This is a genomic window from Comamonas sp. GB3 AK4-5, from assembly GCF_041320665.1.
Taxonomy (GTDB): domain Bacteria; phylum Pseudomonadota; class Gammaproteobacteria; order Burkholderiales; family Burkholderiaceae_C; genus Comamonas.
Map to the genome: position 1 here is coordinate 2,156,186 of NZ_CP166730.1, position 20,783 is coordinate 2,176,968.

The 20,783-nt window shown below is 63.6% G+C and carries 18 protein-coding genes and 1 pseudogene; 12 read left to right on the forward strand and 7 right to left on the reverse strand.

Features of this window, described 5'->3' with window-relative positions:
* Positions 1 to 5: 5 nt before the first annotated feature.
* Positions 6 to 1,661: a recombinase family protein gene (locus tag ACA027_RS09705; RefSeq protein WP_370682170.1), complete on the reverse strand. Its 1,656-nt coding sequence runs from the start codon at positions 1,659 to 1,661 to the stop codon at positions 6 to 8.
* On the opposite strand from ACA027_RS09705, the gene rimO reads away from it, so the two are divergent.
* On the forward strand, positions 1,648 to 3,045 hold the full coding sequence (gene rimO / locus ACA027_RS09710; protein ID WP_370682172.1) for a 30S ribosomal protein S12 methylthiotransferase RimO: 1,398 nt from the start codon (positions 1,648 to 1,650) through the stop codon (positions 3,043 to 3,045). The two genes, ACA027_RS09705 and rimO, sit on opposite strands and share 14 nt — an antisense overlap.
* 166 nt (positions 3,046 to 3,211) lie before the next feature.
* Here rimO and ACA027_RS09715 read toward each other — a convergent pair whose 3' ends face one another.
* A complete protein-coding gene (locus ACA027_RS09715; RefSeq protein WP_370682173.1) occupies positions 3,212 to 3,679 on the reverse strand; it encodes an Lrp/AsnC family transcriptional regulator in 468 nt (155 codons plus the stop codon).
* Positions 3,680 to 3,829: 150 nt separating this feature from the next.
* Here ACA027_RS09715 and metC point away from each other — a divergent pair, with 150 nt between their 5' ends.
* The 4 genes from metC (at position 3,830) to ACA027_RS09735 (ending at position 8,842) form a co-directional block, all read left to right on the forward strand.
* Positions 3,830 to 5,038, forward strand: coding sequence for a cystathionine beta-lyase (gene metC / locus ACA027_RS09720; RefSeq protein ID WP_370682174.1), 1,209 nt, complete (start codon positions 3,830 to 3,832; stop codon positions 5,036 to 5,038).
* Between the two features lie 73 nt (positions 5,039 to 5,111).
* Complete coding sequence (locus ACA027_RS09725; RefSeq protein WP_370682175.1) at positions 5,112 to 6,107, forward strand: Bug family tripartite tricarboxylate transporter substrate binding protein; 996 nt, start codon at positions 5,112 to 5,114, stop codon at positions 6,105 to 6,107.
* Positions 6,108 to 6,169: 62 nt separating this feature from the next.
* On the forward strand, positions 6,170 to 7,102 hold the full coding sequence (locus ACA027_RS09730) for a uroporphyrinogen decarboxylase family protein (protein WP_370682176.1): 933 nt from the start codon (positions 6,170 to 6,172) through the stop codon (positions 7,100 to 7,102).
* A gap of 237 nt (positions 7,103 to 7,339) precedes the next feature.
* A complete protein-coding gene (locus tag ACA027_RS09735; protein WP_370682177.1) occupies positions 7,340 to 8,842 on the forward strand; it encodes an NAD-dependent succinate-semialdehyde dehydrogenase in 1,503 nt (500 codons plus the stop codon).
* 84 nt (positions 8,843 to 8,926) lie between these two features.
* On the opposite strand, the gene ACA027_RS09740 is transcribed toward ACA027_RS09735, so the two are convergent.
* Positions 8,927 to 9,538 carry a LysE family translocator gene (locus ACA027_RS09740; RefSeq protein WP_370682178.1) on the reverse strand — a complete coding sequence of 204 codons (612 nt, stop codon included), beginning with the start codon at positions 9,536 to 9,538 and terminating at the stop codon, positions 8,927 to 8,929.
* Between the two features lie 67 nt (positions 9,539 to 9,605).
* Between ACA027_RS09740 and ACA027_RS09745 the strand changes: the two genes are divergently transcribed.
* The gene (locus tag ACA027_RS09745; RefSeq protein ID WP_370682179.1) at positions 9,606 to 10,526 is read left to right on the forward strand and encodes a LysR family transcriptional regulator; all 921 of its coding nucleotides are present in this window, start codon (positions 9,606 to 9,608) and stop codon (positions 10,524 to 10,526) included.
* 75 nt (positions 10,527 to 10,601) lie between these two features.
* On the opposite strand, the gene ACA027_RS09750 is transcribed toward ACA027_RS09745, so the two are convergent.
* Both ACA027_RS09750 and trpB read right to left on the reverse strand, forming a co-directional pair.
* Positions 10,602 to 11,168 (reverse strand): superoxide dismutase family protein, encoded by a 567-nt coding sequence (locus ACA027_RS09750; protein WP_370682180.1) that lies wholly within the window; start codon positions 11,166 to 11,168, stop codon positions 10,602 to 10,604.
* A gap of 129 nt (positions 11,169 to 11,297) precedes the next feature.
* Positions 11,298 to 12,509, reverse strand: coding sequence for a tryptophan synthase subunit beta (gene trpB / locus ACA027_RS09755; RefSeq protein ID WP_370682181.1), 1,212 nt, complete (start codon positions 12,507 to 12,509; stop codon positions 11,298 to 11,300).
* 398 nt (positions 12,510 to 12,907) lie between these two features.
* Here trpB and ACA027_RS09760 point away from each other — a divergent pair, with 398 nt between their 5' ends.
* The 4 genes and pseudogenes from ACA027_RS09760 to ACA027_RS09775 form a co-directional block, all read left to right on the forward strand.
* Positions 12,908 to 13,870 (forward strand): tripartite tricarboxylate transporter substrate binding protein, encoded by a 963-nt coding sequence (locus tag ACA027_RS09760; protein ID WP_370682182.1) that lies wholly within the window; start codon positions 12,908 to 12,910, stop codon positions 13,868 to 13,870.
* A gap of 483 nt (positions 13,871 to 14,353) precedes the next feature.
* Positions 14,354 to 14,485, forward strand: a complete 132-nt coding sequence (locus ACA027_RS09765; RefSeq protein ID WP_370682183.1) for a hypothetical protein — start codon at positions 14,354 to 14,356, stop codon at positions 14,483 to 14,485.
* 42 nt (positions 14,486 to 14,527) lie between these two features.
* Positions 14,528 to 14,788 (forward strand): translation initiation factor IF-1, encoded by a 261-nt coding sequence (gene infA / locus ACA027_RS09770; protein WP_370682184.1) that lies wholly within the window; start codon positions 14,528 to 14,530, stop codon positions 14,786 to 14,788.
* A gap of 95 nt (positions 14,789 to 14,883) precedes the next feature.
* Positions 14,884 to 15,234: pseudogene (locus ACA027_RS09775) on the forward strand (RNA recognition motif domain-containing protein); the annotation flags it as partial.
* 194 nt (positions 15,235 to 15,428) lie between these two features.
* On the opposite strand, the gene ACA027_RS09780 reads toward ACA027_RS09775, so the two are convergent.
* On the reverse strand, positions 15,429 to 16,916 hold the full coding sequence (locus ACA027_RS09780) for a PLP-dependent aminotransferase family protein (protein WP_370682185.1): 1,488 nt from the start codon (positions 16,914 to 16,916) through the stop codon (positions 15,429 to 15,431).
* A 149-nt stretch (positions 16,917 to 17,065) separates the two neighbouring features.
* On the opposite strand from ACA027_RS09780, the gene ACA027_RS09785 reads away from it, so the two are divergent.
* Together ACA027_RS09785 and ACA027_RS09790 are read left to right on the forward strand one after the other, a co-directional pair.
* The gene (locus tag ACA027_RS09785) at positions 17,066 to 18,325 is read left to right on the forward strand and encodes a benzoate/H(+) symporter BenE family transporter (RefSeq protein ID WP_370682553.1); all 1,260 of its coding nucleotides are present in this window, start codon (positions 17,066 to 17,068) and stop codon (positions 18,323 to 18,325) included.
* A gap of 4 nt (positions 18,326 to 18,329) precedes the next feature.
* On the forward strand, positions 18,330 to 19,130 hold the full coding sequence (locus ACA027_RS09790) for a YggS family pyridoxal phosphate-dependent enzyme (RefSeq protein ID WP_370682186.1): 801 nt from the start codon (positions 18,330 to 18,332) through the stop codon (positions 19,128 to 19,130).
* 28 nt (positions 19,131 to 19,158) lie between these two features.
* Here the strand turns inward: ACA027_RS09790 and ACA027_RS09795 are convergent, their stop codons facing one another.
* On the reverse strand, positions 19,159 to 20,676 hold the full coding sequence (locus ACA027_RS09795) for an aldehyde dehydrogenase family protein (RefSeq protein ID WP_370682187.1): 1,518 nt from the start codon (positions 20,674 to 20,676) through the stop codon (positions 19,159 to 19,161).
* Positions 20,677 to 20,783: the final 107 nt, after the last annotated feature.

Consider the following 20,783-nt stretch of genomic DNA (forward strand, 5'->3'; position numbering starts at 1 on the left):
TTTTGCTACGCATCTGCATCCTCTCCAACAATCCATTGGCCATCCCGATCCACCCGTAGCATCCGTGTGTTGCCGCCCTTGGCCACCAGCAGAATGTCGATGTGGTAGTCGCGGCTGCCGAGGTCCGAGGCAGGGCGCAGGCCGTGGTGGTAGACCACGATGCGCTCAAAGGTGTCGGCAACTAGTTGGCGGGCCTTGAGGCGGGGGGCAACCTCTTGGGCCTCAACACCAGCAGCCAGCTCCCGCCACAACGTATCAGCCCCGCTCAGATTCAATCTGGTTGCATTGACCAGCTCGCGTTCTGCTTGAGCTGCTGCCTTTTCGGCCTGCTCCAGCTCTGTCTCTAGCTGCCTGGCACGGCGGGCAAAGACCAGGGGAGTGCCTTCGTTGGCCGTGACCAGCATGGCGTCGGTCAGCTTGTCCAACTGACCGCGCAGATCATCTACCTGCTTTCTCGCTTCATGCACACGTTTGCGTGGGCCTTCGCTATGGTCGCTGCCGTAGAGGGCCTGCAGGTTCAGGATGTCGGAGCAGTAAGACATGATGGCGCGCTCCACCGGGGCCACGCTGGTGGACCCAGGCACAGGGCATCCACCGCCATAGGCTGCGGCTGAGGCGCACAGCAGGCGCCGGTATCCGTCACGGATTCGTCCATCAGGCAGGCGCGGCTTGGTGGCCAGGTTCTGCCCGGCCATGGGCTTACCGCAGTAACCGCAGGTGGTAACTCCTATGCCGGTGATCACATGGGGTAGGTCGCCTTTGACGCGCCGGCGACCTGAGCTGTTGGCTACGCGCTGTAACTCCTCCCAGGCGGCCTCGGTGAGCAGGGCAGGGTAGTAATCACGCAGCAGGTAGTCCGTGCCATTTACGCTGACAGGCTTGTGTCCTGCAAGCTGTGGCAGGCGGATGATGCGATAGACCTGGGTGGTCAGGTTACTCTTGCTGGTGGTGTACAGGCGCAGTCCCTCTTCATCCAGGGTCTGCACGATGCGTTTGCCCCCAATACCGTCGGTGTACAGCTCAATGGCTCGGTGTATGGCTGCGGCACGGTCCTTGTCGATTTCCCAGCCGTGCTCGGTGCGCTGCAACCATGCAGGGTCGTGCCCTTGCTCAACCCGGCCCCTGTAGCTGCCCTCAATCCATTTCTCACACAAGCGCTGCACGCTGGCCTTTACCCGCTTGCTCTTCGTGTCGCTTTCTTCGTGGGCGCGGATCATCACCAGCAAGCTGTAGACAAGGTCCATGGGATTGTCTTTTAGCCGTTGGCGGCTGTAGGTCTTGCCGTCGCTGGCGGTCACCACGGTGATGCCGGCATTTACAATCTGCGCCAGTTGCGCTTGGGCCTGGATCGGCTCGGCGCGTGATAAGCGGTCCAGACCTTCCACAATCAGCACCGATCCATTGGGCACGCGCCCGTCTTCCACGGCGCGCAGAAACACGCCCAGCGCCCCCGACTTGATGTGCTGCTGGTGGTAAGCCGATAGGCCTTCGTCCCTCAGCGATAGATTCGTGTCCAGCTTGAGTCCGTGCTCTGCCGCCCACTTTGCGGCGTAGGCCAGCTGCCGATCCGTACTTCCGCCGGCGGACTGCTTAGGGTCAGAGAACCGTAGATAGCTATAAACCAACCCATTTTCGATTGCGTGCCCCATGACTGAAACCACCTCCCAACAGGATCGCCTGCCGCGTATAGGTATGGTATCACTCGGGTGCCCCAAAGCACTGACGGACAGCGAGCTCATCCTCACCCAGCTCAGCGCAGAGGGTTACCAGACCTCCAAGACCTTTGAGGGCGCGGATCTGGTCATCGTCAACACCTGCGGCTTTATCGATGACGCCGTCAAGGAAAGCCTGGACACCATTGGCGAGGCCCTGGCCGCCAATGGCAAGGTGATTGTCACCGGCTGCCTGGGTGCCAAGGCCGGCAAGGAGGGGGGTGCCACCATGGTGGCCGAGGTGCACCCCAGCGTGCTGGCCGTCACTGGCCCCCATGCCACGCAGGAGGTGATGGATGCTGTGCATGCCCACCTGCCCAAGCCCCATGACCCCTTTGTAGATCTGGTGCCTGGCAGCTTTGGCGATGCTGGCATCAAGCTCACGCCCAAGCACTATGCCTATCTGAAGATTTCCGAGGGCTGCAACCACCGCTGCACCTTTTGCATCATCCCCAGCATGCGCGGCGATCTGGTCTCGCGCCCGATTGGCGATGTGCTCAAAGAAGCCAAGGCGCTGTTTGAAGGCGGCGTCAAAGAGCTGCTGGTCATCAGCCAGGACACCTCGGCCTATGGCGTGGATGTGAAGTACCGCACCGGTTTTTGGGACGGCAAGCCGGTCAAGACCCGCATGCTGGAGCTGACCGAAGAGTTGGGCAAGCTGGCCGCCGCACACGGTGCCTGGGTGCGCCTGCACTACGTCTACCCCTATCCCACGGTGGACAACATCCTGCCGCTGATGGCGCAGGGCCTGGTCCTGCCTTATCTGGATGTGCCGCTGCAGCACAGCCACCCCGATGTGCTCAAGCGCATGAAGCGCCCGGCATCGGGTGAGAAGAACCTGGACCGCATCCGCGAATGGCGCGCCATCTGCCCCGATCTGGTGATCCGTTCCACCTTCATCGCCGGTTTCCCCGGTGAGACCGAGGAAGAGTTCGAGCACCTGCTGGACTTTATCCGCGAGGCGGAAATCGACCGCGCTGGTTGCTTTGCCTACAGCCCAGTGGAAGGCGCCACCGCCAACGAACTGCCCGGCATGCTGCCCGAGGAAGTGCGCGAAGCGCGCCGCGCCCGCTTTATGGAGGTGGCCGAAGAGGTCTCCGCCAAGCGCCTGCAGCGCCGCGTGGGCCAGGTCATGAAGGTGTTGGTGGACAAATCGGTCAGCCTGGGTAAAAAGGGCGGCCTGGGTCGCACCTATGCCGATGCGCCCGAGATTGACGGCGTGGTGCATATCCAGCCACCCACCAAAGCCAGCAAGACCTACAAGGTGGGTGACCTGATCAGCGTGCGCATTCTGAGCGCGCAAGGCCATGATCTGGTGGGTATCCCCGTCTGAGCGGGTGCCGCGTCGCCAAAGCACGGCTTTCAAAATGTGAGCGCTTCTAGCGCTTTTATCAAAGGGTTGAATGGCTTGGGCTGTTCAGCCCTTTGTTGTATGCGCGGTAGATGCTCACTTTTTTGCGTGAGCTGTACCGGCCTTTGCCGCATTGCGGGCAGGGCGCTCAGGTGCCCGGTATATAGCCCAGCGGCAAGGCCGTGGTCCATTTGATCTGTTCCATGGCAAAGCTGGACGACACGCCCGACAGCTCTATGCCCTTGACCAGGCGCTTGTACACCGCGTCATAGGCGCTCACATCGGGCACGACCACGCGCAGCAGATAGTCGATATCGCCGCTCATGCGATAGAACTCCACGATCTCGGGGATCTCGTTGATCACCCGCGTGAGCTGGTGCATCCACTGGTCGTTGTGCTGGGTGGTGCGTATGGACACAAACACAGTCACCCCGACATTGAGCTTTTGCGGCGACAGCAAGGCCACGCGCCGCTGGATAAAGCCTTCCTGCTCCAGCCGCTGCAAGCGGCGCCAGCAAGGGGTGGACGAGAGGTGCACGGCCTCGCTGAGTTGCTGCAGCGAGAGGCTGGCGTCTTCCTGCAACAGCGACAGAATTTTTAGGTCTATGCGATCCATTGGAAAAAAATTCTCTAAATAAAAAATTCAATGGAAATATTTTGCCAGAAGGCGCCCAAAACGTTCGAAAAAGGAATCCCTTTTCCAAGGCGTAATTCCTAGACTGGAGCGCATTACAAGTACCGCTCATCAGCCTCGTTTTTCGCCGCCATGTCACACAAAACGCACGACTCGACCTTTCTGGCCCATGCCGCCCGCCGCCCCGAGCAGCACCACGGCATGGTGAACACGCCCATCTACCGGGGCTCCACCATTCTGTCTTCCACGCTGGAACAGTGGGAAAGCCGCAAGCAGCCCGACAACCCCTATGCCTCCTACGGCCGCTTCGGCACGCCCACCACGGGTGCGCTGGAAGAGGTGGTGGCCCAGGCCGAGGGTGGTTATCGCTCCCTGGTGCTGCCCTCCGGCCTGGCGGCCTGTACCCACGCCATCCTGGCTCTGGTGAGCGCTGGCGACCATGTGCTGCTGCCCGACAGCGTCTACGGCCCCACGCGCGCCTTTGCCCAGCAGGTGCTGGCGCGCTTTGGCATAGAGGCCGAGTTCTACGACCCCTGCATAGGCGCCGGTATTGCCAACCAGATCAGCCCGCGCACCCGGGTGGTGTTTGTGGAGGCGCCGGGCTCGGGCACTTTCGAGATGCAGGACATTCCCGCCATTGCCCACCAGGCCCATGCCGTGGGCGCCTATGTGGTCATGGACAACACCTGGGCCACGCCACTGTTCTTCAAGCCCTTCGAGCATGGGGTGGATGTGTCCGTGCAGGCCGGCACCAAGTACCTGGTGGGCCATTCGGACGCCATCCTCGGCATCGCCACGGCCAACGAACGCGCCTGGCCGCTGCTGCGCAAGGGTGTGCAGGATTTTGGCCAGACCATAGGCCCGGACGATGTCTTTCTGGCCCTGCGCGGCATGCGCACTCTGGCGCTGCGCATGCAGCAGCACTGGGCCACCGGCCTGCATCTGGCGCAGGTGCTGCAGCGCCATCCGCTGGTGGAGCGTGTCATGCACCCGGCCCTGCCCACCGACCCCGGCCATGCGCTGTGGAAGCGCGACTTCCTGGGCGCCAGCGGCCTGTTCTCGATCGCGCTGCAACCCATGGACCGCCAGGCCCTGGCCGCCTTCATCGACAACCTGCAGCTGTTCGGTATCGGCCTGTCCTGGGGCGGCTACGAAAGCCTGGTTGTGCCTCTGGACCACCCCAAGCGCAACACCCGCGCCTGGGACTTGCAAGGTCCTCTGGTGCGAATCCATGCCGGTCTGGAGGATGCGGGTGATCTGGCGGCCGACCTGCTCCAGGGGCTGGAGGCAGCCCAGCACTGCATGGAGCGCAAGGTGTCGGCGCTGGTATCCGTAGCCTGAGTCGGATTTCCCAACAAAAGTAACCTTAGATTACTTTCTTTGACTTTCAATGACCTTCAAAAAGGAGACAAGCATGTCCTCTATTTCCCGCCGCAGTTTTGCCTTGGGCGCTGGCGCCCTGCTGGTCGCCGCAAGCGTCCAGGCCCAGACACCGGCTTCGGCCTACCCCTCGGGCAACACCCCGATTCGCCTGGTTGTGCCCTATGCGGCCGGCGGCTCCTCCGACTTTGTGGCGCGGCTGCTGGTGCGCAAGATGGGCGTCAACATGAAGCATGCCTTCGTGGTCGACAACCGCCCCGGTGGCAACACCATCATCGCGGCCGAGCATGTCTCCAAGTCCAAGCCTGATGGCTACACCTTCTACCTGATCGGCGAGCTCACCCATGCCTCGTTGAGTGCGCTCAACGCCAAGCTGCCTTTTGATCCGGTCAAGGACTTCACCGGCATCACCAACCTGGTGGAGTCGCCCCTGGTGATCTCGGTGCCGCCCCAGTTCCCGGCCGCCAACCTCAAGGAATTCGTGGATTACGCCAAGGCCCACCCGGGCGAGGTCAACTTTGGTTCGGCCGGGCTGGGCAACACCTTGCACCTGGCGGGCGAGAACTTCTCGCGCCAGACCGGTGTGCAGCTCAACCATGTGCAGTACAAGGGCGCATCGCAGGCCATTCTTGATTTGCTGGCCGGCCGCATCCAGGTCATGTTCGACCTGCCCCAGACGCCCATGCCCCATATCCAGAGCGGCAAGCTCAAGGCCCTGGCCGTGACCTCGGCCCATCGCCTGCCCATGCTGCCGGATGTGCCCACCACCACCGAGGCCGGCTTCCCCAACTACCGCTTTGTGACGCGCATTGGCGTGGCAGCCCCCGCTGGCACACCCAAGCCCATCATCGACAAGCTCTACGCTGAAGTGACCAAGGTGGTGAACGACCCCGAATTCCGCACGGCCGTTGAAGGCCAGGCCATGTTCCCCGCGCCCAGCGCTTCGCCTGCGGCTTACCAAAAGCGCCTGCAGGACAGCATGGTCACCGTGGGTGAGCTGCTGCGCGGCGCCAATGTGCAGCCCCAATAAAAGCGCTTAAAGCGCTTTTTGAGTCCCGCACCGCTTTGTAGTTTTGCTTTTCCGATAACAACATGAATCAACGCCAACGCTTTCACGCCGCCGTCAAGGGCCAGCCTGTGGACCGTCCCCCCGTCACGGCCTGGGTGCACTTTCTGTCCGACCATTTGCAAGGCCGCCAGACCGCCGACCTGCACATCGAGTTCCTGCGCGAATACCAATGGGATGTGCTCAAGGTCATGAACGACTACCGCTATCCCGTGCCGGCGGGTGTGCAAAGCCTGCAAGACCCTGCCAGCCTGCGCGCCTACCAGCGCATCTCGCTCAAGGACCCATGTTTTGTGGCCCAGCTGGAATGCCTGCAGCGCATTCAGGACGCCTGCCCCGAGACGCCGCTGCTGGAAACCGGCTTTGAGCCCTACCAGCAAATCGTGCGCAACATCGGTTTTTCCCAGATGCAGAACTTCTACAGCCACCGCGGCGAGGCCCTGGCCGCGCTGGAGGTGGTGACCGAGGTGATGTGCGAGTACATCGCTGCCGTCAAGGCCATGGGTATCGAGGGCATGTTCTTGTCCATCAACGGAGCCATTCCTGCCAATGTCGCGCGTGGTGCCACCGAAGAGCAGCATGAGGTGTTCCAAAAGCCCTTCACCGTGGCCATTCTCCAGGCCGCCGAAGGCATGGCGCGCGTGCTGCATGTGCATGGCAGCTCGCTGGCCATGGAGCGTGTCCAAGGCTATCCGTTTGAAGTGCTCAGCGTCTCTGACCGCCTGCCCAGCAACCCCAACCTCAGCCAGCTGCGCGCCATGAGCGACAAATGCCTGATGGGGGGGATTGATGAAACCAAGATCCAGGAGCGCACCCTGCCCGAGATCGCGGCCGAGGTCGATGACAGCTTTGCCCAGGTGGGGCGCCAAAACTTCATTCTGGCGCCGGGCTGCACCATTCCCTCGTTCACTTCGCAGCGTAATCTGCGGTACCTCCGGGAATATACAAGCACCCCCTGAGGCGCTGTGCGCCTTCCCCCTCTCTATCGCTGGGTGATGGAGGGGGACGACACCAGCGCGGCGGGGCGGCCCTTGCGCGGTGTCTCTGAGTTGGGTGGCGCCGGTTTGCGGCGCTTGCGATGGCCTCGTTTTGCAGCGCTCAAGAGGGCGCAGCCTGGGCCTCTCTATCTCTTACGACAAACCGGTCCTGGCTCAGCTGTGGTGCCGGTTTTTTTGTGCCTCATGCATTGGATTCCCATGACTTCCAACACCGTTTCGCGCCCTTTGCTGGCGCTGAATGATTCTTCCTTGCTGCGCACTGATGGGCTGGTCAATGGCCGCTGGTGCGCGGGTGGCTCGCGCTTTGCGGTGCATGACCCGGCCACGGGTGCACACCTGGCCGATGTGGCCAATCTGGGCGTGGACCTGGCCCGCGAAGCCGTGGCTGCGGCCCAGGTGGCGGGTGAGACCTGGAAGCAGCAGACCGCCAAGCAACGCAGTCAGTTGCTGCGCCGCTGGTTTGATCTGCTGAACCAACATGCCGAAGACCTGGCGCGCATCATGACGGCCGAGCAGGGCAAGCCCCTGGCTGAGGCCCGTGGCGAAGTCGCCTATGCGGCCAGCTTTGTGGAGTGGTTTGCCGAAGAGGCCAAGCGCATCAATGGCGAGACCCTGCCCACGTTTGACAACAACCGCCGCCTGCTGGTGCTGCGCCAGCCCATTGGTGTGTGTGCGGCCATCACGCCCTGGAATTTCCCGTTGGCCATGATGACACGCAAGGTGGCTCCGGCCCTGGCAGCCGGCTGCACCGTGGTGATCAAACCGGCCGAGCTCACGCCCCTCACTGCCCTGGCCGCGGCCGAGTTGGCACAGCGCGCGGGCATTCCCGCAGGCGTGATCAATGTGCTGAGCGCGGACAGCGCCAACTCGGTGGCCATTGGCAAGCTGCTATGCGAAAGCGATGTGGTGCGCCACCTGAGCTTTACCGGCTCCACCGAGGTGGGGCGCATTCTGATGGCCCAGTGCGCGCCCACCATCAAAAAGCTGTCGCTGGAGCTGGGTGGCAACGCCCCTTTTATTGTGTTTGACGATGCCGATCTGGACTCGGCCGTGGAAGGCGCTTTTGCCAGCAAATACCGCAACTCGGGCCAGACCTGCGTCTGCACCAACCGCTTTTATGTGCAAGACAGCGTGTATGAAGCCTTTGTGGAAAAGTTTGCCCAGCGTGTGCACCAGGCCAAGGTGGGCAATGGTTTTGAAGATGGCGTGGTGCAAGGCCCGCTGATCGAAGAGGCCGCGCTGCAGAAGGTGCAGCGCCATATCGATGACGCCTTGGCCCTGGGTGCACGCGTGGTGGCCGGCGGCCAGCGCCTGGGCGATCTGGGCAGCGGCCAGTTCTTTGCACCCACGGTGCTGGCCGATGTGACGCCGGCCATGGCCTGCACGCGCGAGGAGACGTTTGGCCCGCTGGCGCCCGTGCTGCGTTTCCACACCGAGCAGGAGGTGATTGACGCGGCCAATGCCACGGAGTTTGGCCTGGCCAGCTATGTGTATACGCGCGATGTGGGCCGCATCTTCCGTGTGGGCGAGGCGCTGGAATACGGCATGGTGGGCGTGAACGTGGGCATTCTGGCCAGCGAACATGTGCCCTTTGGTGGCGTCAAGCAGTCCGGCCTGGGGCGTGAGGGCTCGCGCCACGGCATCGATGACTATGTGGAGATCAAGTACATGTGCATAGGGGATGTCCTCACGACTCCCTGAGCTGCCTGCGGCGCCTGGGGCAGTGCCCGCTCCATGTGATGCGGGCACTGCAGGGTGCGAGCGGTGATCGAGCCGTTGGTTTAATCACCGCCGCGCCAAGGCCAGCAAGGTGCCAAAGCTGATCAGCAGGCCGCCGCAGATGCGGTCTATCCAGTGGCGCATGGCCAGCAGTCGCTGGCGCACGGTGCTGCTGGAAAAGCACCAGGCCAGCAGGCCAAACCAGGCCATGTGCGCCAGCGCGATAAAGGCGCCGTAGGCGATTTGTTGCGCCAAGGGCGTGCTTGGCTGCACCACCTGCATGAACAGGCTGACGACGAATACCGTGGTTTTGGGATTGAGTGCGTTGGTGAAGAACCCGCAGCGCAGCGCAGCCGCGTTGGATGTCGGCAGTGCACGGTCCGTCGCCAGGCTGCCACCGGCCTTGGTACGCAGCATCTGCAGTCCCAGATAAATCAGATAGGCAGCCCCCACCAGCTTGATGGCTTGAAACAGCCACAGCGATTGCTGGATCAGCAGGCCCACGCCCACCAGGGTGTAGCCCACATGCACCCACACGCCCAGGCTGATACCCAGGGCCGTGAGCAGGCCGGCGCGGCGCGACAGCATCAGGCTGTTGCGTGTGACCATGGCAAAGTCCGGGCCGGGGCTGATGACGGCCAGCAGGGTAATGGTGATGACGGCTATCCATTCATTCATGTCGTATCCTGTGAGGAATCAATGCAATAGGGCGCATGCTAGGGATTCACAAGGGAAATGGATAACGATGTTTGCTGACCATGATGGTGAGTTAAATTCACCATACGGCGATGCACGCCTGCCTTCGCTGCAGGCGCTGCGCTGCTTCGAGGCGGCGGCCCGTTTGGAGCATTTCGGCCGGGCTGCGGACGAGTTGCATCTGACCCATGGCGCGGTCAGCCGTGCCGTGCGCCTGCTGGAAGAGGAACTGGGTGTGGCCCTGTTCGAGCGCCGCAGCCGGCGCGTATTTCTCACCGATGCCGGCCGCAAGCTGGCGCGGGCTGTGGGAGAGGGCTTTGGCCTGATGCGCCAGGCCGTGGGTGAGCTGCGCAGCAGCGCTCGCCAAACCCGGCGCTGGGTGCTGTCTTGCGAGCCCACCTTGCTGATGCGCTGGTTGATTCCGCGCTGGCCGGAGTTTCAGGCGCGCCACCCCGATTTGGAAGTGCAACTGGTGGCCGGCGGCGGGGCTTTCTGCTTTGCTGGCGGCATGGACCTGGCCATACGCCGTGACGACTTTGCCTGGCCTGCCCATTACCACTCCGAGCCATTGTTTGCCGAGGAAATCGGCCCGGTTTGCCGCCCGGACCAGGTGGAAGCCTGGCTGAGCACGCGGCGCGGCCGGGCGCTGCGTGCGGCCACGCCTTGTCTGCATACGCGCACACGCCCGGATGCCTGGCAGGCCTGGGCCAGGCTCACGGGCCAGACCCTGCCCACGGCGGCGGGCCAGTATTTCGAGCATTTTTATTTCAGCCTGCAGGCCGCCGTAGCCGGTCTGGGCGTGGCTATGGGGCCGTGGCAGCAGGTGCGTGACGATGTGGCCAGCGGCGTGTTGGCTGCGCCGCTGGGTTTTGTCGAAGACGGCACGCGCTACTGCCTGCTTTCGCCCCAGCCCTTGCCGGAGCAGGGGCCGCAAGCCGATCTGCTGGCCTGGCTGCGTTCGTTGGCCTGAGTCTGATGGGGGCGCAGGCCTGTTGGAAGCGAAAAACCGGCCGCCAGGGCCGGTCTGAGGTGCTTCAATCGCGGCTTATTTCACCGCCGTGATCACCGCACAGGCCAGGCGGGCGCCGGCATTGCCCGTGGGCTGGCTGACAAAATCGTCGGCATCCTTGTGCACGATCAGGCCGCGGCCGACGATGTTGGTGCTGCCCTGGCCGATGGTGATGCTGCGGGTGCTGTAGTCAAAGCGTGCCGTGCCGCTGGCATCGGCCTGCAGGCTGTACAGATCGCCTGCATGGCCGTGGCCCATGTGACCATGGGGGCTGTTGCCCGGGTTGAAGTGGCCGCCGGCGCTGGTGGCGTCGGGGGCGGAGCAATCGCCTTTTTCATGGATGTGAAAACCATGCTCGCTGTTGGGCGCCAGGCCTTGCACCTCGCCCTGTACACGCACGCTGCCGTCTTTTTGCGTGCTGAAGCGCACCTGGCCCTGCACCTTGCTGGCCAGCGTGGGCTGTAGCTGGGCCTGGGCCACGGCGCCGGGCGCCAGCGGGTCGAAGGGTGTGTGGCTGCAGGCTGCGAGCAGGGCGGTGGCCAGCAGCGCGGTGATGCTCAGGGCCGGGCGGGCGGCCGTGTGGCAGGCAAGGGCTTGGGACATGGCGAATCTCCGAGGTCGGTCTAGGAAAGGCGCGTGGCGCAGGCCGCGCACCGGGGCAAACCATTGCAAGGGCAAGCTGGCCCGGCGTCAATCAGACGCCGCCTTGACGGTGTCTGATTGGGTGGAGACTCAGGCCAGGTTCAGCACCTTGGCCACATAGTCCGCGTCCTTGTCGCCGCGGCCGGACAGGTTGACCAAAATATGCTGGTCAGGGCCCAGCTTGGGTGCGGTGCGCATGGCCCAGGCCACGGCGTGTGCGCTTTCCAGCGCAGGGATGATGCCTTCCACGCGCGACAGCGTCATAAAGGCGTGCAGACATTCCTGGTCGTTCACGGCCTCGTACTGGGCGCGGCCCAGGTCTTTCAAATAGCTGTGCTGCGGGCCTACGCCGGGGTAGTCCAGGCCGGAGGCAATGCTGTGCACGGCGGCGGGCGTGCCGTCGGCGTTTTCCAGCACATAGCACTGCATGCCGTGGATGGCGCCAGGCTTGCCCACGGACAGCGTGGCCGCATGGCGGCCGGGGCGGTCTATGCCTTCGCCCGCAGGCTCCACGCCCACCAGCTTGACCTCCGCATCATTCAGAAAGGCGGTGAACATGCCCATGGCATTGCTGCCGCCGCCCACGCAGGCCGCCACATAGTCGGGCAGGCGGCCGAGCTTGGCCTGGAACTGCTCGCGGGCCTCGCGGCCGATGATGGACTGGAAGTCGCGCACCATCATGGGGAAAGGGTGGGGGCCGACCACCGAACCGATGGCGTAGAGGTAGTCTGTGGGGTTGGTCAAATACTCGTCGAAGGCGCTGTCCACGGCCTCCTTGAGCGTGGCCGCGCCGCGCGTGACGGCCACCAGCTTGCAGCCCAGGATGCGCATCTTGGTGACATTGGGGTGTTCTTTTTCGATGTCCACCTGGCCCATGTGGATCTCGCAGGGAATGCCCACCAGCGCGCAGGCCGTGGCTAGGGCCACGCCATGCTGGCCGGCGCCGGTTTCGGCAATCACCTTTTTCTTGCCCATGAACCTGGCCAGCAGCGCTTCGCCCAGGCAGTGGTTGATCTTGTGGGCGCCCGTGTGGTTGAGGTCTTCGCGCTTGAGGTGGATTTGCGCCCCCCCCAGCTGGGCCGACAGGCGCTTGGCATGGAAGATGGGGCTGGGCCGGCCCACATAGTCGGCAAACAGGCTGGCCAGCTCGTCCTGAAAGTCCTGGCGCTGGGTGATTTGCGCATAGGCCTGGTTGATGTCGTCCATGGCCTGCTTGAGGTGGGGTGGGACCAACTGGCCACCGTAGGGGCCGAAAAAACCCTGGTCATCGGGCATGGGAGCGAAAGAAGAAGCTGCGTTCATGGTGCAAGGGTCAAGTGAGAAAACCGTGAGCCACGCGGCGTTGGCGTGGGGTGTGGACCGTACGGGTACAGAAATAGCATGGCTGGCTTACGCCAGACCCGCAAGCACTGCGCAAAGCGTTGTGGCCTGTGTCGCACAGAGGACGCCAGCGACCGGTGCCATGCCGCTGCGGCGGGCTCTTTGCTGGAGGCGCTGACAGGCAAGTGCTTGATGGGATAGGAAAAAGACCGTGGCATCTGGGCTGTGGGCAGGCAGCCCTAGGGTAAGCACGAGATCCGGGATTTTTTGGGTGTTTGCCCTAGCGGTTCGCGCTGGGAGCGCTTCTATATTGGAAGCAGACCTGTCGCCCGCAATGGGGGCGGCTGACAAATTCATCGCCTTCCCGAAAGCAGAACACCATGCACAAGAGGATCCTGTTGGCCTATGGCGTTGCAACGCTGTCCATGCTGGCTCTGGCCCCTGCCGTTCAGGCGCAGGCGGCCTATCCCAGCCGGCCCATCACGCTGATCGTGCCCTATGGTGCGGGTGGGGTGACCGATGTGATTACCCGCGCCTTGGCACAGGGGATGGGCAAGTCGCTGGGGCAGGCCATCATCATTGAAAACAAGCCGGGGGCCGGCGCCTCCATGGGCGTGGTCGATATGAAGACCGCCAAGCCCGATGGCTACCGCCTCACACTCACGCCGGTGGGTATATTCCGCCAGCCCCATGTGCAGAAGGTGAACTACGACCCCGTGGCCGATGTCAGCTATGTGGCGGCCTTTATGAACTACGACTTTATTTTGGCGGTGCCGGCCAACTCGCCCTTCAAGTCACTCAAAGACATGGTGGAGGCCGCCAGGCGCGATGCTGGCGCGGTGGACTACGGCACGCCTGGCAAGTTTTCGGCCAACCATGTGGCCATGGCACTGCTGGAGCAAAAGGCGGGGGTGCACTTCACCCATGTGCCTTTCAAGGGGGATGCCGAGGCCATCAACGCTTTGTTGGCCGGGCACACCAAGACCGCCATCATGGGCAATACCGTGCAGCCCTATCTCATCAGTGGCAAGCTGCGTGCGCTGGCCATCGCGGCCGACAAGCGCTCCGAGGCCTTTGCCGATGTGCCGACCTTCCGCGAGCAGGGCTATGCGTTTGACGTACCTTCGCCGCTGGGCATTGCCGGCCCCAAGGGACTGCCAGCCGATGTGGTGCAGAAGTTGGGAGCCGCTGTGCAGGCGGCAATGCAAGAGTCAGGGTTCAAGCAGGTGGCGGCCAACTACGGCATTCGCCTGGAATATCGCAATGCACAGGACTACAGCGCCTTTGCCAAAAAGGCCTTTGCCGAGGAGAAGGATGTGGTCCAGGGCATTGGCCTGGACTGAGGGGCGGCGGTGCGATGTGGTCGGACAGCATCCCTCTGTGCGTCTCCGTGCCACTCGCTGTCCAGGGAGGGCAGCAGCGGAGTGTTGGGCCGGCAGCTGAATACTGCTATAATCTTTTAGTGCAAAAAAGTACGTCTGGTTTATAATGCGTGCTTTTCGGCCTTGATTTCAGGTGCATGCACAGGTTTTAGGGTCCATCGTTTCAGGCGGTGCTTTCACTTTTTGCCGTGCGGTTTCTGGGTCGCCGGTGATTGCAGTCTCTTTTTTCGTTCCTTATGGGGCGAAAACCTTTGTTGTCATGCTCACCATTGGGTGCAGCGGGCTTGTTTCAAGCCTTTTTATTTGCGCGTTTGTGCACGCCGACGCGGCCTGTTGTTGAACCACACTGCCTTTCTCCTCTCAGCTTTTCCTGCCCCTGGCCGCTACCAGCTGACTCCTGATTCCCTTTCGAGCCCCCGCGGCAGCCGTGCTGCAATGCCGTCCATGCGAAGCCAGCATGGGCCGGTGCGCCATACCCGGGCATTTCTCTGGGCGCCTGCATGCGTTGTCAATGCAGTGGCCGCCACCTTCTACGCGCTGGAACAGCGCCTGCGCAGGCTGCGCCTGTCTGCGTAAGCAGAGCGCCGCTTTCGCTTTCCATCATTACAAGGATTCCAAATGTCAAAAGAAGACCTCATCGAAATGCGCGGGCAGGTGATGGAAGTGCTGCCGGATTCGCGCTTTCGCGTGACGCTGGAAAACGGCCATTCCCTGGTTGCCTACACTGGCGGCAAAATGCGCAAGTTCCGTATCCGTATCCTGGCTGGAGATAAGGTCTCGCTGGAGATGTCGCCCTATGACCTCACCAAGGGCCGCATCACCTTCCGCCATATCGAAACCCGCTCGGGTGCTGCCCCGTCGGCGCCTCGGCGCCGCTAGTTCTGGTGGGTGCGTTCGGCAACGGGCGCATCCATCACCTCATGTCCCGCGCGGCAGCAGCAAGCGCAGGTCATTTTTTCTCTGAAAGTTCAAGCATGAACAACAAACTCTACGTCGGTAACCTCTCTTACTCTGTCCGTGACGACGACCTGGCTCAGCAATTTGCCTCGTTCGGCACTGTCACTTCCGCCAAGGTCATGATGGAGCGCGATACCGGCCGTTCCAAGGGCTTCGGCTTTGTGGAAATGGCTTCGGACGCCGAAGCCCAAGCCGCTATCGAAGGTCTGCACGAGCAGCCTTGGGGTGGCCGCAACATGATCGTCAACGTGGCCCGTCCTCGTGAAGAGCGTCCCGGCGGCTTCGGCGGCGGCGGCGGTGGCTTCCGTGGCAACGGCGGTGGTTTCCGCGGTGGCAACGGCGGCGGTGGCGGCTACGGCGGTGGCCGCAGCAGCTACTAAGCAGCCAGAGCGTTTGCCGCATCAGTGCTCGCTTGCAGCGGGCCTGGTGTGGTCAGGCTCCCAAAAGCTCCCCTCGGGGAGCTTTTTTTATGGCGAATCGGCTTGCCGCTGACGGGGCACGCTTGTGCACGGACTCTGCCGATATCTATGGATGGCGGTGCAGGTCGCCGGCAAGGTGGCGATCAATTACTGGGAGAAAGCGTGCGCAGCACCTGGGCCAATTGCAGCACGCCGGCCTCCAGCTCCATCGGGGAATGGGCGGCAAAACCCATCAGCACGCCGCTGTGGCGTGGGGCTGCGCTGTACAGCGTGGAAAGACCAACCAGGCTGATCCCCGCACGCGCTGCAGCGGTCACCAGCTGTGACTCGGGAATAGGACCGCGCAGGTGGCAGGCCATTTGCATGCCGCCTGCGGGAACCTGGGGCTCCAGCACATGGCCCAGGTGGGTGCGTAGCAACTGGGCCAGCAGGTCACGGCGCTGGGCATAGACGGCCCGCATGGTGCGGATATGGGCGCCCAGGTGGCCGCCTTCGATGAAGCGCGCCAGCGTCAGCTGGGCCAGGGCGGCGCTGTGCCCGTCCTGGAGCGACCGGGCCACGGCCATGGGCGCCACCAATGTCGGCGGCAGCACCATATAGCCTATGCGCAGACTGGGGAACAGCGATTTGCTGAAGGTGCCGATGTAGAGGGTGCGTCCATGCGGGTCCAGCCCCTGCACGCAGGCCGTGGGCTTGCCGGCGTAGTGGAACTCGCTGTCGTAATCGTCCTCGATGATCCAGGCCTGGTGCTGCTGTGCCCAGGCAATGGCGGCCAGCCGCCGCTCCAGCGACAGCGTGGCGCCCGTGGGGTATTGGTGGGAGGGTGTCAGGAACACCGCCTTGGCGCTGGGGACTGCTGCCAGTTGCTGCACCTGCATGCCATCGGCGTCCAGGGGAACGGGCAGGCAGACCAGGCCGGCCGCGTCAAATGCCTTGCGTGCTCCGTGGTAGACCGGGTCTTCGATCAAAATGCGCTCGCCCGCATCGAGCAGCACCTGGGCGCACAGGCTCAGCGCCTGTTGCGAGCTGGTCAGTACCAGCACCTGCTCGGGCGTGGCGCGGGCGCCGCGCTCCAGGTTCACATAGTCGGCAATGGCCTGGCGCAGCGGCAGCAAACCCTGGGCCGGGCTGTGCAGCAAGGCCTGTGTGCCGTATTCCTGCAGCACCTGGCGCTGCAGCCGCTCCCAGGTGTGCAGCGGGAAGTTGCGTGTCTCAGGTATGCCGGCCACAAAAGCATGTGGCGGCTGAAAGTCGCGCACGCCGCCACCGGACAGCATGGCCTGGCCACGCTGGCTCAGCGCCGGAGCGGCCTGGGCCGCCGTCGCAGGCCGTGTCATGCCGCGCGCCGGCAGGCGCTGTACCTGGTCGGACACCAGGCTGCCGCTGCCCACGCGCCGGGTGATGAAGCCCTCGGCATGCAACTGGCTGTAGGCCGTCTCCACCGTGTCGCGGGAAACGGCCAGTGACAGCGCCAGCGCACGCGATGCAGGCAGGGGCCGGCCTGCGGCGAGCTGGCCATCAAGGATGAGCTGGCGCAGGCCGCGCTGCAGGCGTGCATGCAGGGGGAGGGCGCTGTGGGCGGGGTCGGCCATCCAGGCTTTGACGGACTCGAGCTGGGCGTGCTTAAACAATTGGTCTGACTATCTGCTTGAAAGTGGATGGTTGGATCATGCCATTGGCATTTTATAAATGCCCCATACCCGAGGCCATGGGCGCCATGTTCTGCATGGTTAAGACCAGCCCGGTTGCTTTTTATTTCTCGCAAAAATTGTATTTCGGCATGCCACACACCACGGCCCACACCGCAGCCACATCACCGCTGCGCGCGCGCGATCTGCTCCACCCCATCGTGGCGGGACTGATTTCGGTCATCGTCAACTACGGCGGCACTTTCATTCTGGTTTTTCAGGCAGCCCGGGTGGCAGGTCTGGACGCTGCACACACGGCTTCGTGGGTGTGGTCCATCTCCATCGGCGTAGGGGTAACAGGCTTGTGGCTCAGCTGGGCCACGCGCGCGCCCATCATCACGGCCTGGTCCACGCCGGCCGCGGCTTTTTTGGTGACGGCGCTGGCCACCACGCCCTATGCCGAAGCCGTGGGCGCCTACCTGGTGTCTGCAGCCGCCTTTGTGGCGCTGGGGCTGTCGGGCTATTTCGAGCGCGTCATACGTTTGATTCCGCCGGGCGTGGCCTCGGGGCTGCTGGCGGGGATTTTGCTGCCCTTCGGCATGCGGGCCTTTGGCGGCATGGCGGTGGACCCGGCCCTGGCCTTGTTGCTCATCGTGGCCTATGTGGTGCTCAAGCGCACGGCGGCGCGTTACGCCGTGGTGGGCATTTTGCTGTTGGGCCTGGCGTTCTTGCTGCTGCAGCAGCGTGTGGATTTGTCGGGGCTGTCGCTGCAGCTGGCGGCCCCCGTGTACACCGCGCCGGCATGGTCGCTGAACAGCCTGCTCAGCGTGGCCTTGCCGCTGTTTTTGATCACGCTCACCGGCCAGTACATGCCCGGCATGCTGGTGTTGCGCAACGATGGTTTTGCCACCAGTGCCAACCCCATCGTGACCGTGACGGGCCTGGGCTCTTTGTTGATGGCCTTTTTTGGCGCCCATGCCTTCAATCTCGCCGCCATCACGGCGGCCATTGCCACCGGCCCTGAGGCACATGAAGACCCATCCAAGCGCTGGATTGCTGGTGTGGCCGCAGGCCTGTGCTACATCCTGGTGGGCGTGTTCGGGGTGACGCTGGCCGCCGTCTTCATGGCCTTGCCTGCCACCTTCATCACCACGCTGGCGGGCCTGGCCCTGTTGGGCACCATTGGTGGCAGTCTGGCCGGAGCCTTGGCCGATGCCCGCACCCGCGAGGCCTCGCTGATCACCTTTCTGGTCGCAGCCGCCAATATCCAGCTGCTGGGCATAGGCGGCGCTTTCTGGGGGCTGGTGATTGGCCTGCTGGCCCATGCCGTGCTGCACGGCGCCATCCCTTGGCGCAAGCAGGCCACTGACCCCGTCACCCCTATTGCCGCAGCGCTTATCAAAAAGGTCTGAATCCATGCAGCCATCCCACTTCAACCCTGGCACTACCACCCGCCATGACCAGCATGGCCTGTATCCCCAGGCTGTGACGGTGTCGGACTTTCAACACAACCTGGCGGCGGTGCAGGCCCGTATTGCGGCAGCCTGCCAGCGTGCCGGGCGCGATGCGGCCAGCGTGCGCTTGTTGCCCGTGAGCAAGACCAAGCCCGAGTCCAGCCTGCGTCTGGCCCATGCTGCGGGCTGTCAGATGCTGGGCGAGAACAAGGTGCAGGAGGCCTGGAGCAAGTGGGAGGCCATGCAGGATCTGGTGGATCTGCGCTGGTCGGTGATCGGCCATTTGCAGACCAACAAGGCCAAGCTGGTGGCGCGTTTTGCCAGCGAATTCCAGGCGCTGGACAGTCTGCGCCTGGCCGAGGCCCTGGACCGGCGCCTGCAGGCCGAAGGGCGCTCGCTGGATGTGTTTGTCCAGGTCAACACCTCGGGTGAGGCCAGCAAATACGGCCTGGCCCCCGAAGAGGTGGAAGCTTTCTTGCAGGCCTTGCCCGCCATGTCGGCCCTGCGTGTGCGCGGGCTGATGACGCTGGCGCTGTTCTCCAGCGATGTCGTGCGCGTGCGCCAGTGCTTTGTGCGGCTGCGCCAGCTGCGAGACCGGCTACAGCAGAGCGCCCCTGCAGGCATATCGCTGCAGCAGCTGTCCATGGGCATGTCGGGCGATTTTGAAATCGCCATCGAAGAAGGCGCCACCGTGGTGCGCGTGGGCCAGGCCATTTTTGGGGCCCGGCCCTTGCCGGACAGCCATTACTGGCCGGGGGCTTGAGCCTGGCCAACGCCAGGCTAGCGCGCTGTCACTCGAACTGGATGCCCTGGGCCAGTGGCAGCTCGCGTGAGTAGTTGATGGTGTTGGTGCTGCGGCGCATGTACTGCTTCCAGGCGTCCGAGCCGCTTTCGCGGTCGCCACCGGTTTCCTTCTCACCGCCAAAGGCACCGCCGATTTCCGCACCACTGGGGCCGATGTTGACATTGGCCATGCCGCAGTCCGAACCGGCTGCGCTCAAGAAGGCTTCCACTTCGCGCAGGTCGTTGGAGAAGATGCAGGACGACAGGCCCTGGGGCACATCGTTGTTCAAAGCGATGGCCTGCTCCAGATCGTCATAGGTCAGCACATAGAGCAGGGGGGCGAAAGTTTCGTGCTGCACCACAGTGGTTTGCGCCGGCATGTCGATGATGGCGGGTGCCACGTAAAAGCCTTGCGGGTACTGCTCGGCCAGCACGCGCTGGCCGCCAGCCAGCAACTGGCCGCCTTGCTGCTGGGCCTGGGCAAGAGACTGCTGCATGGCATCGAAAGCCGCCTGGTCGATCAGCGGGCCCACCAGACTGCCTTGCAGCGGATGACCGATGCGCAGGTTGGCATAGACCCTGAGCAGCTTGTCCAGCAGCGCGGCCTTGATGTCACGGTGCACGATCAGCCGGCGCAGCGAGGTGCAGCGCTGGCCGGCCGTGCCCACGGCGCTGAAGACGATGGCACGCACGGCCATGTCCAGATCGGCTGCGGGGGTGACCAGCATGGCGTTGTTGCCGCCCAGCTCCAGAATGCGCTTGCCAAAGCGCGCCGCCACCTTGGGGCCCACGGCACGGCCCATGCGCGAGGAGCCTGTGGCCGAGACCAGTGCGATCTGCGGGCTGTCCACCAACACCTCGGCCACATCGCTGTGGCCGAGCACGATCTGCGCCAATCCGTCGGGTGCACGGTTGCCAAATTTGGCGATGGCGCGCTCCAGGGCCTTGAAGGTGGCCAGGCCCGACAGCGGTGCTTTTTCCGAAGGTTTGAAGATCACCGGATCGCCACAGACCAAGGCCAGGGCTGCATTCCAGGCGAACACCGCGCTGGGGAAGTTGAAGGCCGTGATCACGGCCACCGGGCCCAGTGGGTGGTATTGCTCCATGATGCGGTGGCCGGGGCGCTCGGAGACGATGGTCTTGCCATGCAGCTGGCGCGACAGACCCAGGGCGAATTCGCAGATGTCCACGGCCTCCTGCACCTCGCCACGGCCCTCCTCGGTGATCTTGCCCACTTCCACCGACACCACATGGCCTATGTCGTTCTTGGCCAGGCGCAGTTCTTCGCCCCACAGGCGTACCAGCTCGCCGCGTGCGGGGGCTGGTACCTGGCGCCAAGCCTTGAAGGCGGCGCCGGCGCGCTCAATCACGGTCGGCATGGCAGCCACGGGCAGGGCCGCCAGTTGGGCCAGTTCGGCCCCGTCAATGGGCGAGCGCACGGTGATGTCGCTGCCCTGGTGGTCTGCAAGGGTGATGCCGCAGCGAGCGAGCACGGCGGAGAAGTCATTGCGTGGCGATGCAGTCATGGAAAATTCCGTAGTGGATGGGGCGGGACATGTGGCCCAGCGCGGTGGCCAACATGGCCTGGATTGTGGGCGACAGCGTGCAAGACACGGCGCTGGGAAAACGCGGA